The 14,561-nt window shown below is 56.8% G+C and carries 14 protein-coding genes; 7 read left to right on the top strand and 7 right to left on the bottom strand.

From position 1 onward, the window contains the following. Window positions 1–2,370: a putative bifunctional diguanylate cyclase/phosphodiesterase gene (locus tag SPHFLASMR4Y_RS09690; RefSeq protein WP_089133360.1), complete on the top strand. Its 2,370-nt coding sequence runs from the start codon at window positions 1–3 to the stop codon at window positions 2,368–2,370. A 15-nt stretch (window positions 2,371–2,385) separates the two neighbouring features. Here the strand turns inward: SPHFLASMR4Y_RS09690 and SPHFLASMR4Y_RS09685 are convergent, their stop codons facing one another. Then, on the bottom strand, window positions 2,386–3,117 hold the full coding sequence (locus SPHFLASMR4Y_RS09685) for a ParA family protein (RefSeq protein WP_089133359.1): 732 nt from the start codon (window positions 3,115–3,117) through the stop codon (window positions 2,386–2,388). Between the two features lie 44 nt (window positions 3,118–3,161). Next, the gene (gene arsC, locus SPHFLASMR4Y_RS09680) at window positions 3,162–3,512 is read right to left on the bottom strand and encodes an arsenate reductase (glutaredoxin) (RefSeq protein ID WP_089133358.1); all 351 of its coding nucleotides are present in this window, start codon (window positions 3,510–3,512) and stop codon (window positions 3,162–3,164) included. Window positions 3,513–3,671: 159 nt separating this feature from the next. Between arsC and SPHFLASMR4Y_RS09675 the strand changes: the two genes are divergently transcribed. Next, window positions 3,672–5,834 (top strand): TonB-dependent receptor, encoded by a 2,163-nt coding sequence (locus SPHFLASMR4Y_RS09675; RefSeq protein WP_222102921.1) that lies wholly within the window; start codon window positions 3,672–3,674, stop codon window positions 5,832–5,834. Between the two features lie 115 nt (window positions 5,835–5,949). Here SPHFLASMR4Y_RS09675 and SPHFLASMR4Y_RS09670 read toward each other — a convergent pair whose 3' ends face one another. Then, complete coding sequence (locus SPHFLASMR4Y_RS09670) at window positions 5,950–6,489, bottom strand: (2Fe-2S)-binding protein (protein WP_089133356.1); 540 nt, start codon at window positions 6,487–6,489, stop codon at window positions 5,950–5,952. A gap of 99 nt (window positions 6,490–6,588) precedes the next feature. Beyond that, window positions 6,589–7,353, bottom strand: coding sequence for a class II aldolase/adducin family protein (locus SPHFLASMR4Y_RS09665; RefSeq protein WP_089133355.1), 765 nt, complete (start codon window positions 7,351–7,353; stop codon window positions 6,589–6,591). 262 nt (window positions 7,354–7,615) lie between these two features. Here SPHFLASMR4Y_RS09665 and rpsU point away from each other — a divergent pair, with 262 nt between their 5' ends. Then, window positions 7,616–7,822 carry a 30S ribosomal protein S21 gene (gene rpsU / locus SPHFLASMR4Y_RS09660; RefSeq protein ID WP_067197663.1) on the top strand — a complete coding sequence of 69 codons (207 nt, stop codon included), beginning with the start codon at window positions 7,616–7,618 and terminating at the stop codon, window positions 7,820–7,822. 36 nt (window positions 7,823–7,858) lie between these two features. After that, on the top strand, window positions 7,859–8,434 hold the full coding sequence (locus tag SPHFLASMR4Y_RS09655; protein ID WP_089133354.1) for an FKBP-type peptidyl-prolyl cis-trans isomerase: 576 nt from the start codon (window positions 7,859–7,861) through the stop codon (window positions 8,432–8,434). 30 nt (window positions 8,435–8,464) lie between these two features. Here the strand turns inward: SPHFLASMR4Y_RS09655 and SPHFLASMR4Y_RS09650 are convergent, their stop codons facing one another. Then, complete coding sequence (locus SPHFLASMR4Y_RS09650) at window positions 8,465–10,555, bottom strand: RelA/SpoT family protein (protein ID WP_089133353.1); 2,091 nt, start codon at window positions 10,553–10,555, stop codon at window positions 8,465–8,467. Window positions 10,556–10,729: 174 nt separating this feature from the next. Further along, on the bottom strand, window positions 10,730–11,059 hold the full coding sequence (locus SPHFLASMR4Y_RS09645; RefSeq protein WP_089133352.1) for a CC_3452 family protein: 330 nt from the start codon (window positions 11,057–11,059) through the stop codon (window positions 10,730–10,732). A 173-nt stretch (window positions 11,060–11,232) separates the two neighbouring features. Between SPHFLASMR4Y_RS09645 and SPHFLASMR4Y_RS09640 the strand changes: the two genes are divergently transcribed. Next, the gene (locus SPHFLASMR4Y_RS09640) at window positions 11,233–11,772 is read left to right on the top strand and encodes a winged helix-turn-helix transcriptional regulator (RefSeq protein WP_186265911.1); all 540 of its coding nucleotides are present in this window, start codon (window positions 11,233–11,235) and stop codon (window positions 11,770–11,772) included. 16 nt (window positions 11,773–11,788) lie between these two features. On the opposite strand, the gene SPHFLASMR4Y_RS09635 is transcribed toward SPHFLASMR4Y_RS09640, so the two are convergent. Beyond that, on the bottom strand, window positions 11,789–12,370 hold the full coding sequence (locus SPHFLASMR4Y_RS09635; protein WP_089133351.1) for an HD domain-containing protein: 582 nt from the start codon (window positions 12,368–12,370) through the stop codon (window positions 11,789–11,791). Between the two features lie 161 nt (window positions 12,371–12,531). Here SPHFLASMR4Y_RS09635 and SPHFLASMR4Y_RS09630 point away from each other — a divergent pair, with 161 nt between their 5' ends. Beyond that, window positions 12,532–13,764, top strand: a complete 1,233-nt coding sequence (locus SPHFLASMR4Y_RS09630; protein WP_089133350.1) for a sensor histidine kinase — start codon at window positions 12,532–12,534, stop codon at window positions 13,762–13,764. After that, window positions 13,761–14,561, top strand: coding sequence for a LytR/AlgR family response regulator transcription factor (locus tag SPHFLASMR4Y_RS09625; protein WP_089133349.1), 801 nt, complete (start codon window positions 13,761–13,763; stop codon window positions 14,559–14,561). The genes SPHFLASMR4Y_RS09630 and SPHFLASMR4Y_RS09625 overlap by 4 nt, the downstream gene beginning before the upstream one ends.

Genomic DNA, 14,561 nt, shown 5'->3' with positions numbered 1-14,561 from the left:
GTGTTAAAAACATTCGCTCAGAACGGCTTGCCTCGGGTGATCCCGGTCAGCGTGCTGCTTGGCCTGTCCGATCCCGAGGGGGACGAATGGGGCCGAATTCGTGCGTTGCAATTCAATGGCAACAACCAGCACGGTCTGCTGAAGATTGTGGCTGCGGTCGTGTGCGGGCTGCTGACCGTGCAACTGGGGGTCGGGCAGGTCAATATCCTGCTCCTCGGTGCCTGGCTTGCCGGTTTGTGCGCGGTCTATGTCTACGCGCATCTTCTTTATCGCAAGCATTCGGCGTGGCAGCGGAAATCGGTCAATCGTTCCGACCTGACAATTTTCTATCTTGTTTCCCTTGTCGGCGGTACGCTCTGGGGCGCCGGGTTCCTGCTGTTTGCTTTCAGCGCGGACCTGATGACCATGATACCGGTATGGGCGACCATCATCTGTCTGATGGTGGGCTCCGCGATGCTCTTGTCGAACATGCCGCTCAGCAGCATCATGTTCATATCTTCCTCCAGCATCGCCATGATTGCCGGCTGGCTATACGCCGGCAGTACGCATCTGGCCATGGCCTCTCTGGCCATCGCGGTCCTGCTGATTGCCGGATGCCTGATGTCGGGCCGGTCTTTCCTTGACCGACGGGTCGCGGAAGCCAGTCTCAACGAGAAAAGCGAAGTGGTCAGCCTGTTGCTCAAGGAATTCGAGGATACGGGCGCCGACTGGCTTTGGCAGACCGATACTTCGCGCCGCATTACACATGTCTCGCCGCGGTTTGCCCACGCGATAGGACGACCGACCGAAGAGATTGAAGGCAAGCCCTTCCTGCAACTGGTTGCCGGCGAAGCGTGGAACAGCGGACAATTTTCGACTGCCCTGCACGAGCTGGCAGACAAGCTGAAACGCCGCGACAGTTTCAGCAATATGCTGGTGCCCGTGCAGATCAATGGTGAAACCCGCTGGTGGGAACTGTCCGCTTCGCCGAAGCTGGACGACAATGGCGTGTTCCATGGTTTCCGTGGCGTCGGATCGGATATTACCGAACAGCGCCAGTCAGCGGACAAGATTTCGCAGCTTGCCCGGTTCGACACGCTTACGCGCCTGCCCAACCGGTTGCAGCTGACCGCTGCGGCCGGCAAGGCGATGCAAACCGCCGAAAAATGGAACGGCCGCTGCGGCTTCATGATGATCGACCTGGACCGGTTCAAGGCTGTGAACGACACGCTCGGCCATGCGGTCGGTGACCGGTTGCTGACGCGCGTCGCCGACCGGCTGCGGTCCATTATGACCGATAACGAGCTGTGCGGCCGTCTGGGTGGCGACGAATTTGCGATCGTGGTCAAGGAAGCCAGCGATACGCAATATATGGAACTGCTGGCCGAAAAAATCATCGATACCCTGTCGCGGCCTTATGAAGTCGATCAGCATACGCTTTACATCGGGGCCAGCGTCGGAACGGCGACCGGTCCGCGCGATGGACGCACGGTCGAAATGCTGATGCGCAGCGCCGATCTCGCGCTTTACCGCTCCAAGGGACGCGGTGGTGGAGTCTATACCCATTATGAGCCGAAGCTGCATGTCCAGGCGGAAGAGCGGCGAGTCATGGAGATCGCCCTGCGCAAGGCGCTGGAAAATGACGAGCTGTTGCTCAATTTCCAGCCTGTGGTCAGCGCGGATTCGGGCGGTGTCGTGGGCTTCGAGGCGTTGTTGCGCTGGAACAGCCCCGAATTCGGGGCTGTTTCCCCGGCCAAGTTCGTGCCGCTGGCCGAAGAGGCGCGACTGATCATTCCGATTGGCGAATGGGTGTTGCGCACCGCCTGCAAGGAAGCCCTTTCATGGCCGACCTCGGTCAAACTTGCGGTCAATGTTTCGGCGGACCAGCTGACCGAAGTGAATTTCCTCCCGATGGTTGTCTCCGCGCTGGAAGACAGCGGTCTTCCGGCCAGCCGGCTGGAAATAGAGGTTACCGAGAGCATCTTCATGCACGAGGGCAATGGCGCGGCAGAAGTGCTCGATCAGCTTATTGCCCTGGGCATCAACCTGTCGCTCGACGATTTCGGTACCGGTTATAGTTCGCTCGGCTATCTGCGCAAAACCCGCTTCACCACGATCAAGGTGGACCGCAGCTTCGTGCAGGGCGCTGCCAAAAATGCGCCGGAAAGCCTTGCCATCATCCGCGCCGTCGTTGCCATGGCGGATTCGCTGGGCATGTCGACGACCGCCGAGGGGGCCGAGACGGAAGAGGAAGTGCAGATGATCAAGCGGCTGGGGTGCCGCAAGATCCAGGGCTATTATTTCGGCCGACCGATGACCGCCACCGATGCCAAGCAATTGTTCCGTCCTTTTGAATCCGAGCATCTGGAATATAGCCAGAAGACGGCCTGATCCGGTTTGGCCGGTCTATTTTTTTGCCAGCTTTTTCTCGATGCCCCGCCAGATCCGGGCATAGGCCTGTGCAGCCGGGCTGCGCGGCGCGAAGCTGCCGACCGGTTGCTGCAATTTGGTCATATGTTCAACCGCACTCGACATCGGGATGACCGGCCATTTCGGTTTGCGTTCGAGACCCTCATTGTGGATCGAACGGCGCCTGTCGACCATCGTATATACCGGCAGCAAGGGGGCGTGCTTCTTGCCGTTGCTGTCCAGAAACATCTGGACATCGGTGAGCGCCCTTTCCGACAAGGGTGACGGGATCGTGGGCACGATGACGATATCGGCGTTGCGCAATATCTGTTCGCTGGTCTCGGTCAGGCCGGGCGGGCAATCGAGAATGATCCGGTCGTAATCCTTGCCGATTTCCTTCAGCAGCTTGCCGAGATGCCGTTTCTTGCTGATCTGGAAAAACAGCCGGTCCAGACCGCGCAACGATATGTCTGCGGCCAGGATATCGAGATTTTCTATGTCCGTATGCTTGATCAGCTTTTCCGGTTTGACATCGCCGGCGACCATGGCCCGCGCGCGGTCCTTTTTCGATTGGTCACCCTTCAGGATGAACGACGCCGCGCCTTGCGGATCGAGATCCCAGAGCAAGGTGCGCCGGGCGCTGCCGACGGCGCTGTTCCATGCCAGATTCACTGCCGTGCAGCTTTTGCCGACACCGCCTTTCATACTATATATTGCGATTACCGACATTGTCTTTCCCGGTTTGTTTTCCCACCCGCTGAAAGACACTCCTGTCAGAGTATCTCTTGCACGATCTCCTGCGGGCGACACAGCCTGACGCCTTTTTCGGTCTCCACCAGCGGCCGGTTGATCAATATTGGCTCCCGTGCCATCGCATCAAGAATCTGGTCGGCTGTAGCGCTGGCTTCCGTCAGCCCGAGCTCTTCGGCGGGCGAACCGCGGACGCGTAGACCTTCCTGCGGTGTCATGCCAGCGTCGCTATACAGCTGTTCCAGCTTGGCACGGCTCGGCGGGTTTTTCAGATATTCGACCACGGTCAGGTCCACGCCGGGCGTTTCTTCCAATATCGCCAAGGTCTTGCGCGATGTGCCGCATTTCGGATTGTGCCAGATAGTCGCTTTCATGTCTCACTCTCCCATAGGGTCAAAGGCAGTCCATAAGCACAATTCCGCGAGATGTTTCAAAGAAAAAGTCGAAATTCCACCGATTCCACGTTGCGTATGCAAACTATTATCATTAGCGGGAAGTCAATTGAGAATGTTTCTCATATAAGGGATATGCCTGTGAATATTGAACTCCGCCGTTCGTTGGGTCTTTTTACCTCTGTCGGTTTGGTCGCTCTGGCGGCCAGTCCGGTGCACGCCTCTGCGCAGGAGCTGTGGGAAGGCGGTGGTTCAGACGATCAGGAAATTATCGTCACGGGTGAAAAACAGGGTTATGTTGCGATCAGCAGCGCCGGTTTGAAAACCGACACACCGCTCATTGATACGCCCCAGACGGTTTCTGTTCTGACCCGTGAGCAACTAGATGACCAGGCCCTTCAGGATATCGGCGACATACTGCGCTACACGCCTGGTGCGTCTATCGGTCAAGGTGAAGGAAACCGCGACCAGATTACAATCAGGGGACAGAACACTACCGCCGATTTCTTCGTCGACGGCATTCGGGACGACGTCCAATATTTCCGGCCGCTCTATAATATCGAGCGGGTCGAAATCCACAAAGGCCCCAATGCGATGATCTTTGGCCGCGGCGGTGGCGGCGGGATTATCAACCGGGTGACCAAATCACCGGTCGCCGATCGCCAGTTCGGCGAAGCCAGTGCAAGTGTCGACAGCTTTGGCGCTTTTTACCTCTCGGGTGATCTCAATCTGCCGGTCGGCGATTCCGCTGCCTTCCGTCTCAACGGCCTGTATGAGGAATTCGATAATCATCGCGATTTTTACGATGGCCGCCGTTTCGCCATCAACCCAAGCTTCGGCACCGAGCTGGGCGAGCGGAGCCGGATTCTGCTGTCTTACGAATATGTTGATGATAATCGCGCAGTAGATCGCGGGAACCCGGCGGAATTGCGGGCGGCTGGAGATGCCTGCTCGGTCGCCGACCCCTGTGGCCCGCTTGCCGGATATCGCGATACATTGTTCGGCCAGCCCGGCACGAATCGCACGACCTTGCAGGCCCATATCGTCAAGCTTCGCGTGGAACATGATTTCAGTGACGAACTGACCTTTGCTTCGACCACCCATTATGGCGATTATGACAAGCTCTATCGCAACATCTATCCGGTGGATTCCGTCAGCGATGATATCCGGCTGACGCCGGCGGCTGATTCGGTCACTCTCGACGGTTATGTCGATACCACCGATCGCGAGAATTTCATCAGCCAGGGCAATCTGCTGTGGACTGGCGAAACGGGTGTTCTGGGCCATAGCCTGTTGCTCGGCTACGAATTCGGTCAGCAAAAATCAGCCAATGCGCGACGGGACGTTCTGTTTGCTGCCAGCAATGACGACCAAATTGTCGTTCCCCTGGCCGATCCGGTCACTGTGCCGGCCTTTACCTTCCCGGCCTTCAGCCGAAACACCATGTCCGATCTGAAGTTCCTGTCGCTTTATGTACAGGATCAGATCAGCCTGGGTGACCATTTCGACATTATCGGCGGGGTGCGTTTCGACCGCTTTGATCTCGATGTGAACGACATTCAAAATGGTCTGTTGCTGAGCCGGACAGATGAAAAATTCTCCCCCCGCTTCGGAGCGATTTACAAGCCGCAGGAAAATATCTCGCTTTATGTGAGCTATGCGAAAAGTTTCCTGCCGCGTTCGGGCGACCAGTTTCTCACGCTTACTCCCAGCAATGCCAATCTGGCACCGGAAACGTTTGAAAATTATGAAATCGGCGTGAAATATGACCTGACATCGGAGCTTAGTCTGACTGCCGCGCTATTCCGTCTCGATCGGGATGACCAGTCCATCCTGCTTGATAATCAGGGCAATACGACCCTGTCAGGATCGAGAACCGAAGGCGCGGAATTTCAGCTCGTCGGCAAGCTGACCGAGCGTTTGCAGATAAACGCGGGTTATAGCTATCTTGATGGCCAGCAGCGCAATGCGACTACCGTCGGCGGACAGGAACTGCGCCTGTTTCAGGTGCCGGAGCATATGGTGTCTCTGTGGACCAAATATGATTTTACCACGCAATTCGCGGCCGGCTTGGGGGTCACCCATCAATCAAGCCAGTTCGCGACCAACGACAATAGCGTCCGCATACCCGCCTTCACCCGATTCGACGCTGCTCTTTATTACAAGCTGAGCGAGAAAATGCAGATTCAGCTCAATGTCGAAAATCTGTTCGACGAGACTTATTATCCGTCCGTGCATAATAATGACAATATCACGACCGGAGAGCCGCTCAACGCCCGACTAACGGTGAAGTTCGGCTTTTAACAGGCCTGTCGCCGGCGCAGGCCGCGAGCTGCCTCGGGGCTTCGCGTGTACAGTGCAGGTAACCGTGGCAACGGTCAGCCCGCAGATGCGGTCGCCCGCGACCGCTGTGGCTGTATTATTTTTCAGGCGTCAGCGCCGGAACGGCCCTGGCGGCATCATCCGGATCGATCCCCGGCGGGGGCGCGGCGCTTAGAACCGCCTCTCCGCGGGCAACGCGTCCGGCGCGCTGGATCGCTTCACGAATGCGCGGATAGGTGCCGCACCGGCAGATATTGGTGATCGCCTCGTCAATCGCTGCTCTGGACGGGTTCGGGTTTTTCTTCAGCAGAACCGCCGCTGCCATGATCATACCCGATTGGCAGAAGCCGCATTGCGGGACATTTTCCGCAGCCCATGCCTGTTGCACCGGATGGCTGCGATCGCGTGACAGCGCCTCGATGGTCGTTACGAAACGTCCTTCCATCTCGCCGATGGTGACCAGACAGGAGCGGATCGCCTCGCCGTCGACCTCGACCATGCAGGCGCCGCAATCGCCGGTGCCGCAGCCATACTTGGTGCCGGTCAGATTGGACGCATCGCGCAGCGCCCAGAGCAGGGGGGTGTCGGGGTCCATCCGGTACTGGACCGGGCGGTCGTTGACGGTGAATTTGGTCATTGGACTGTGCTCGTCATCCCGAAATTGTTCCAGGATCTCCTGCGTCCGGTCTATTCAATAACAGGTACTGAAACAAGTTCAGCATGAAGAGAGCGGCTTTTACTCCCGCCAGCTTTTGTCTTCGCGATCGACCAGCCGCACCATGGCTTCGAATTCAGGCACGCCCTGTTGCAGCGGATCGATTGATGCCTGGGACAGATTCTCGAGATGCTTTCGGATCACCTCTTCGCCGATCATTACCGGTTTGCCCATGGATAGCGTCTGCATCTGGATTTCGCAGGCGCGCTGCAGCACCCAGTGGTTGAGAAATGCCTGTTCCAGGGTCCGGCCCATCACGACCGGCCCATGATTTTCCAGCAGCATCATGCGTTTTTTGCCCAGGCTGGCGAGGAAGCGCGGTCCTTCATCCTCGTGCACGGTGATGCCCTCGAATTTGTGATAGGCGAGCCGCGGGACAATCGCGGCGGCATAGAAATTGATCGGCTGGAGGCCGCCTTCAACCGAAGAAACCGCCATGGTCGCGGTGGTATGGGTGTGGATGATCGCATGGACATCGGGCAGTTCGCGGTGGAACAGGCTGTGCTGGGTAAAGCCGGCCTTGTTCACCGGGTAGGTCGAGCCGTCCAGCGTATTGCCGTCGATATCGATCTTGACCAGGGAGGATGCGGTGACCTCGCTGAAATGCAGGCCATAGGGATTGATCAGGAAGGCATCATCCTCGCCCGGCACCTTGAGCGTGACATGATTGAAAATCAGTTCGTCCCAGCCGAGATAGGCGAAAATGCGGTAGCAGGCGGCAAGCTTCTGGCGCGCCTTCCATTCTTCCTCGCTGCAACTGGACTGGACGTTGATCGCGGTGGCCATTTCTCTCTCTCCTCGAATCGGCTGATATTATCCTTATCTGTTCTTCTATAGCAAAGCCGCGAAAAGACGAATGCCAAGATGCTGTCGTTCGCGCTCTTGAATCGCGTAAAAGCTTGCCTCGGGTCCAAGAAATTGATAGGCGGCGCGAGATTGAAGCAGATTGATTCTGCTGCAAACCCTTTTTTATGGCTTTTTCACTAATATAGGCCAGAAGAAATTGCTTCTGGACCGCTACGAAATCTGAACGGAGTTACTCAGTCTTATGCAAATCATGGTTCGCGATAATAATGTTGATCAGGCCCTTCGGGCGCTCAAGAAAAAATTGCAGCGTGAAGGCGTCTATCGCGAAATGAAACTGCGCCGCCATTATGAAAAGCCGTCTGAAAAGCGTGCTCGCGAAAAGGCTGCTGCCGTACGTCGCGCCCGCAAAATGGACCGCAAGCGTATGGAACGCGACGGCCTCATTTAAGCGCTTCGGCTCCACAAGAATTAAGGTAGCCCGCCCATGTCTGTTACGACGGTTCCGATTCATCCCATCAAAAAGGGCTCACTGACCAAAATCTGGATCGGTGTGCTGCTGATTGCTGCCGCGGCGCTTGGCCTTGCTTATGCAGGGACCCAGAATGCGGTTGTGACCGGTGCGTCCAACGAACAATTTCTGGCGGCCAACGCCGGTGAAGAGGGCGTTGTAACAACCGACTCCGGGCTACAATATAAGGTCATCACGCCGGGCGAGGGGCCTTCGCCGGTCGCCACCGACACGGCTCTGGTGAAATATGAGGGCACGTTGCGCGATGGCACGATATTCGATGCCAATGAGCAGGCACCGATGCCGGTTGGCGCGGTCGTTCCCGGATTTTCCGAAGCGCTGCAGCTGATGCAGAAGGGCGGCGAATATCGTATCTGGATTCCTTCCGATCTGGCCTATGGCGAAGCGTCTCCCGGCGAACAGATTCCGCCGAACAGCCTGCTGATTTTCGACGTCACGCTGCTCGACTTCATCTCGCAGGCGCAGATGGAAGAATTGCGTCAGCAGATGCAGGCAGAAGGCATGCCCGGCGGACCACCGCCCGCTCCCTGAAAATAGCCGAAAGCTGGAATAGCCGGACGATCAGGTGCGTTCAGCCTGAGCGACGGCTTCCGATGCTCGCAGGGCTGACAATATCCGCATCAGATGGTGGACATTGTGGACCTCCAGATCGACATCGAATGTGTGGAACGGACCGTCTCTGTGCGACAGGCGCAGGTTCAGGATATTGGCGTTGTGATAGCCGAAAATTCCGGCCATTTCGGAAAGCGTGCCCGGCTTGTTGTGCAAGACCACGCATAGCCGCGCGGCTGCGCCGTCACTTTCATTGCCCCAGCTGAGATCGACCCAGTCGGCGTCGACGCCATCGGCAAGACTCTGGCAGTCGATTGTATGAACCTCGACATTCTGGCCGCTGCGGCGCAAGCCGACAATCCGGTCTCCGGGCACGGGGTGACAGCATTCGGCGAGATTGAACGCCACGCCGGGTGTCAGGCCCTTGATCGAAATCGCCCGATCCTGTTCCGGCCATTGCCGCTCGTCGTCATTGTCGTGCACGCTGCCGGGGATGATCGCTTCCATCACTTCGCGATCGCTGAGCTGGCGGGTACCAATCGCAATCATCAGATCGTCCGGTTCCTTCAGGTCCAGCCGCTTGAGCGCCGCCTTGATCGCGCGCTTGCCGATCTTGCCGGGCAGCCGCTCGATAATTTCCTCGTATAATTCCGTGCCCATGGCGATGATTTCGTCGCGCTCCTTGAACCGGACATTGCGGCGGATGGCGGCGCGCGCCTTGCCGGTGATGACGAAGGACAGCCAGCCTGGCTGTGGCTCTTGTCCCTTGGACTTCAGAATTTCTACCACATCGCCGTTTTGCAGCTGGGTCCGGAGCGGCACGTGCCGCCCGTTGACCTTGGCGCCAACCGCCTGGTTGCCGAGATCTGTGTGCACCGCATAGGCGAAGTCGACGGTGGTCGAGCCCCGGGGCAGTTGCAGCAATGTACCTTTCGGTGTGAAGGCGAAAATCCGGTCCTGGTACATTGCCAGCTTGGCATGTTCGAGCAGTTCCTCGGCATCTTCTGCCTGATCCAGGATCTCGATCAGATCGCGAATCCAGCCGGCCTGACCATCGGGCCGGTTGCCCTGTTTATAGGCCCAGTGGGCGGCCAGTCCGAATTCGTTATCCTCGTGCATGCGCTGCGAGCGGATCTGGATCTCCACCCGCATATTATTGCCATGCATGATGGTTGTGTGGATCGAGCGGTAGCCGTTTCGCTTGGGTGTGGAGATATAGTCCTTGAACCGGCCGGGGACCATTTTCCATTTTTCGTGCAATATGCCCAGTGCCCGATAGCATTCGGCGCTATTGTCGGTCACCACGCGGAAAGCCATGATATCGGTCAGTTGCTCGAAGCTGACATGCCGCTCCTGCATCTTGCGCCAGATCGAATAGGGATGTTTTTCCCGGCCATTGACTTCCGCTGCCAGGCCGCCGCTTTCGAGGGCTTTCTGGATGGACTGGGCGATCTTGTCGACCTGACCGTCGTCGCCTTCCTTGATCGCCTGCAATCTTTTGGTGATGGTGTCATAGGCTTCCGGCTCCATATGCTCGAAAGCCAGAAGCTGCATCTCGCGCATATATTCATACATGCCGATCCGCTCCGCCAGCGGCGCATAGATATCCATCGTTTCATGGGCGATCCGCAGGCGCTTTTCCTCGCTCTTGATGAAATGCAGGGTCCGCATATTGTGCAGCCGGTCGGCCAGCTTGACCAGCAGCACGCGGATATCGTCGGATGTTGCGAGCAGGAATTTGCGGAGATTTTCAGCTGCCCTTTCGTTATCGGTCTGGGCTTCGATCTTGGAAAGCTTGGTCACGCCATCGACCAGACGGGCGATTTCGGCGCCGAATAATTTGCTGATTTCTTCGGTCGTGGTGAGCGTATCCTCGACCGTGTCGTGGAGCAGCGCGGTCACGATCGTCTGCTGGTCCAGCTTGAGGTCGGTCATCAACCCGGCGACTTCGATGGGGTGACTGAAATAGGGGTCGCCGCTGGCGCGTTTCTGGCTGCCATGGCGTTGCACGGAAAAAACATAGGCGCGGTTGATCAGATCCTCATCGGCATCGGGATCATAGGATCTTACGCGTTCCACCAGTTCATATTGTCTCAGCATGACCTAAAGATGGTGCCCTTTTCAGGCTGGGGCAACAAAAAAGAGCGCCGAAGCCGCTGCTTGTTTCCGGGGAAGGGAAGCAAGTCCGGGCTTCGGCGCTAATGCTGACCGGCGGGGGCCAGAAATCTGGCTGCCACGGGGAGTGAGAAGGCCGGTCAGGCGGGGACGGTCAAATCAGTTGTTGCACTTGGCGAGCGCGTCGGCATCGAAGGTCTCGTCTTTATAGGCGAAGCTGGCAACAGGGCCGAACTCGTCGGCTATCTTGGCGCAGATCGTTCGCGCGGATGAGCTGCTTTTCGTGCCGATACAATCTGTGCCGGAACAGCGGATAACCGCGCCTTTGATGATTTCCTGAGTCGCTTCTACCGGGGCTTGCAGTTCAGCGGTATAGGCAACCGGCGCGCTGCGGGCTTCGGCGGTAGTCGCGGTAAATACGGTGAGCGAGGTCATGGCCGCGATCGAGAAAAATATGGATGCACGAAGCGGGCTTTGGGAGAGAAGCATGATATTTCCTTTCGTCTTGTTCGATTTCCGGACCCTTGCGTACGGGCCAAAGGGGAGAAAATTACGGTTGCAATTTAGGTTGCGAATCAATACTTAGATTAGTAGGTTTTAAGTTGCAACTAAAAACGTATATTTTTTTCGCACTCATCAGAAAACTGGTTTAGGAATGGGTCATGGACAAAATCAGAGAAGATCTATCGAGCATGGCTGGCGGTGAGTGCAGCCTGCCCGTGTCGTTGGAAGTTATCGGCGAGCGCTGGTGCTTCATGATATTGCGTGCCGCACTGAACGGAGTCGGGCATTTCGAGGATTTCCTCTCGGAAATCGGCATCGCCCGCAACATATTGGCAAACCGGCTAACCCGGATGGTGGAAGCGGGGATCATGACCCGGCGTCCCTGTGATCATGACAAGCGCAAAGTCGAATATCGATTGACCGACAAGGGGCAGGATTTGCTGCCGACCATGATTGCCTTGCGGCAGTGGGGAGAACGATGGGAAACCGGCGTCCCGTCCAATCCGATATTGTGTGATTCCCGGGATCGCCAGCCGATTGGCCCGATCAGCATGCGGGCGCATGATGACCGGGTGCTGGAAATGGATGACCTCTGCTGGATCGATGAATCGGAATTGAAACTGGATGCCGACGGCGCCAACCGCGACGATATGGTTGTCCGCCACCTCCGTGAAATCGGCGAATCTTCCGCGGCCTGAATATTTCCGAACGCGTCTATTCGGTCGCGTAAATGCTGTTTATCGGTCGCGCCATGACGCGACGAACCATCGGTTCGAAAAATTCCAGCGGCGCCGTGTCATAATTGGCATCAAAGGCCGTCTGGTCATATTTTGCGCAGAATTCCGCACAATCTTCGAAATGTTCGTGGCCGCGATATTGTTCGCGCATGTCACGATCCTGGCCGAGATAGTGGAAGAAATAATAGCCCTGGAAAATGCCGTGTTTTTCCGTGATCCAGTGGTTTTTCTCGCTGACAAAGGGCTTCAGGATCGCTGCGGCAATATCGGGGTGATTATAGGTGCCAAGCGTGTCACCGACATCGTGCAACAAGGCCATCACGACATATTCCTCGTCCCGGCCATCGCGATGCGCGCGGGTGGCGGTTTGCAGGCTGTGCTGCATCCGGTCGATCGGAAAGCCGCCAAAATCGCCGTCGAGCAACTTCAGATGATCGAGCACCCGGTCGGCGACCTTGCTGGCAAAGGGACCGAAATGGCCGCCGATGATCTGCCAGTCTTCCTGCGTACCTTCTTCCATAGAAGGGAATTTTGCCCGGACTTCGTTGGGACCGCCCATGATGCTCTCCTCTTTATACTTTCGGGGTTTCAACAGGAGTTTGACGCCTGACAATGCCAAACAATTGGCATTTCCGGCCAAAACCTGTCGCTTCCCGACTTATTTGTGCAAATGATAGGCGATTCTTCCCCAAGCGGCAATGCCCCGCTATAGATGGAGGGATGGCCGTTATGGAAATTCGTCCCCAGCCGTTTTTTGGCAACAAGAACCGCGCATTCTGGAACCTGCAATCGGCCGGATGGGCCGGTGCGCTCATTTTGCGCGCGATCGGCGGGATATCCAACGGATTGCCGCTGGGCTTTCTGGTGCCGGTCATTATCTCGACCATAACCGGCTATTCGATTTCGCTACTTTTGTCCGTGGTCTACAAAAATCTGATCCACCGTCGCCCGATCGTGACCTGGAGCAGCACCGCCGCGATATTGACCGTAGCGTCCGCCTTATATGCCTTTATCGACGCCTGGGTTTTCCTCATCCAGAATCCCGCGTCGGAAACAGCTTTCGGGACATTGTTTCTGGGGTCGCTCTTTCTTGGCATCATGCTGCTCGGCGCGTGGTCGGCGCTCTATTACGCGATCAATTTCTTCCTGCGGGTCGAAGAACAAAACGACCAGCTGCTGCAACTGGAAGCGCAGGCAACGCGGGCGCAACTGGCGATGTTGCGCTATCAGCTCAATCCGCATTTCCTGTTCAACACGCTGAACAGCATTTCGACGCTGGTGCTGTTGCGCCAGACCGAACCGGCCAATGCCATGCTGTCGCGTTTGTCTTCTTTCCTGCGCCATACATTGGTCAACGAAGTGCACAGCAGAGTGACGCTGGCGCAGGAGGTGGAAACCCTGCATCTCTATCTGGATATCGAGAAGATGCGTTTCGAGGAACGGCTGCGCTCCCATTTCGATATCGATCCGGCTGTGCGCAATGCGCTGTTGCCGTCGCTGCTGCTGCAGCCTCTGGTCGAAAATGCGATAAAATATGCGGTGACACCGCAGGAAGAGGGGGCTGATATTTCGGTGTCCGCCCATCTTGATGGCGATAAGTTGCGGATAACTGTTTCGGATACCGGCCCGGGGAAGGCCGGTGCAACGACGGGAAAACCGGAATCAACCGGTGTCGGTCTGGGCAATATTCAGGAGCGATTAAACCAAGCTTATGGAGAAGGCGCGATATTTGAAACGCGTTCGTCGCCCGGCGAAGGTTTTTCGGTGTTCATTGCCTTGCCATTTGAAACCAGAGAACAAATTCAACGGGAAGCGGCAGATCAGGCTGCGACCGACGAGCAATTGAGAAACGAGACTATTTTTGGAGAGCATGCATCCAGTGATGACCATCAGCGGGAGCCGGTAAATGCACGGACGATGGCATCATTTCAGCATAAGGATTTAAAAACATGACGATCAGGACAATATTAGTCGATGACGAGAAGCTGGCTATCCAGGGTCTGCAGATACGGCTCGAAAAATTTGACGATATCGAGATTGTCGACACCTGTCGCAATGGCCGCGAAGCGATTCGCAAGATCAAGACCCTGAAGCCCGATCTGGTCTTCCTCGACATCCAGATGCCCGGGTTCGACGGCTTTTCCGTAGTTCAGGGAATTATGGAGATCGAACCGCCGCTGTTCATTTTCGTGACCGCCTATTCCGAACATGCCGTCCGTGCCTTCGAGGCGGAAGCGATCGACTATCTGGTAAAGCCGGTCGAGGAAGACCGGTTGGCCGATGCGATTGAGCGCGTGCGCAAGCGGCTTTCGGAAAAGCGCGGTGGTGCCGAGCTTGAAAAGCTGAAAAATGTGCTCAGCGAAGTTGCGCCTGACGCGATGGCCAATATTGATGAATCCGAAGAGCCCGCGACCGCGAATCGCTATGAGAAACTGATCAACGTCAAGGACCGCGGGCAGATTTTCCGGGTCGATGTCGATACGATCGAACGGATCGATGCGGCTGGCGACTATATGTGTATCTATACTGCCGACAACAGCCTGATCCTGCGCGAGACCATGAAGGATCTGGAGAAGCGGCTCGATCCGCGCCATTTCCAGAGGGTGCACCGTTCAACCATCGTCAATCTGAGCCAGGTCCGGGAAGTGAAGCCGCACACCAATGGCGAATGTTTCCTGATATTGGGTTCAGGCGCGCAGGTGAAGGTCAGCCGCAGCTACCGGGATGTCGTCGCACGCTTCGTGCACTAG

This window comes from Sphingorhabdus sp. SMR4y (genome assembly GCF_002218195.1).
GTDB lineage: Bacteria > Pseudomonadota > Alphaproteobacteria > Sphingomonadales > Sphingomonadaceae > Parasphingorhabdus.
This window is presented reverse-complemented; position numbering and strand designations above follow the sequence as displayed.

Excerpts from the sequence above, each read along its gene's own strand:
- SPHFLASMR4Y_RS09685 (WP_089133359.1), bottom strand. The coding sequence starts at position 3,117 with ATGTCGGTAATCGCAATATATAGTATGAAAGGCGGTGTCGGCAAAAGC.
- arsC (WP_089133358.1), bottom strand. The coding sequence starts at position 3,512 with ATGAAAGCGACTATCTGGCACAATCCGAAATGCGGCACATCGCGCAAG.
- SPHFLASMR4Y_RS09670 (WP_089133356.1), bottom strand. The coding sequence starts at position 6,489 with ATGACCAAATTCACCGTCAACGACCGCCCGGTCCAGTACCGGATGGAC.
- SPHFLASMR4Y_RS09665 (WP_089133355.1), bottom strand. The coding sequence starts at position 7,353 with ATGGCCACCGCGATCAACGTCCAGTCCAGTTGCAGCGAGGAAGAATGG.
- rpsU (WP_067197663.1), top strand. The coding sequence starts at position 7,616 with ATGCAAATCATGGTTCGCGATAATAATGTTGATCAGGCCCTTCGGGCG.
- SPHFLASMR4Y_RS09655 (WP_089133354.1), top strand. The coding sequence starts at position 7,859 with ATGTCTGTTACGACGGTTCCGATTCATCCCATCAAAAAGGGCTCACTG.
- SPHFLASMR4Y_RS09650 (WP_089133353.1), bottom strand. The coding sequence starts at position 10,555 with ATGCTGAGACAATATGAACTGGTGGAACGCGTAAGATCCTATGATCCC.
- SPHFLASMR4Y_RS09645 (WP_089133352.1), bottom strand. The coding sequence starts at position 11,059 with ATGCTTCTCTCCCAAAGCCCGCTTCGTGCATCCATATTTTTCTCGATC.
- SPHFLASMR4Y_RS09640 (WP_186265911.1), top strand. The coding sequence starts at position 11,233 with ATGGACAAAATCAGAGAAGATCTATCGAGCATGGCTGGCGGTGAGTGC.
- SPHFLASMR4Y_RS09635 (WP_089133351.1), bottom strand. The coding sequence starts at position 12,370 with ATGGGCGGTCCCAACGAAGTCCGGGCAAAATTCCCTTCTATGGAAGAA.
- SPHFLASMR4Y_RS09630 (WP_089133350.1), top strand. The coding sequence starts at position 12,532 with ATGGCCGTTATGGAAATTCGTCCCCAGCCGTTTTTTGGCAACAAGAAC.
- SPHFLASMR4Y_RS09625 (WP_089133349.1), top strand. The coding sequence starts at position 13,761 with ATGACGATCAGGACAATATTAGTCGATGACGAGAAGCTGGCTATCCAG.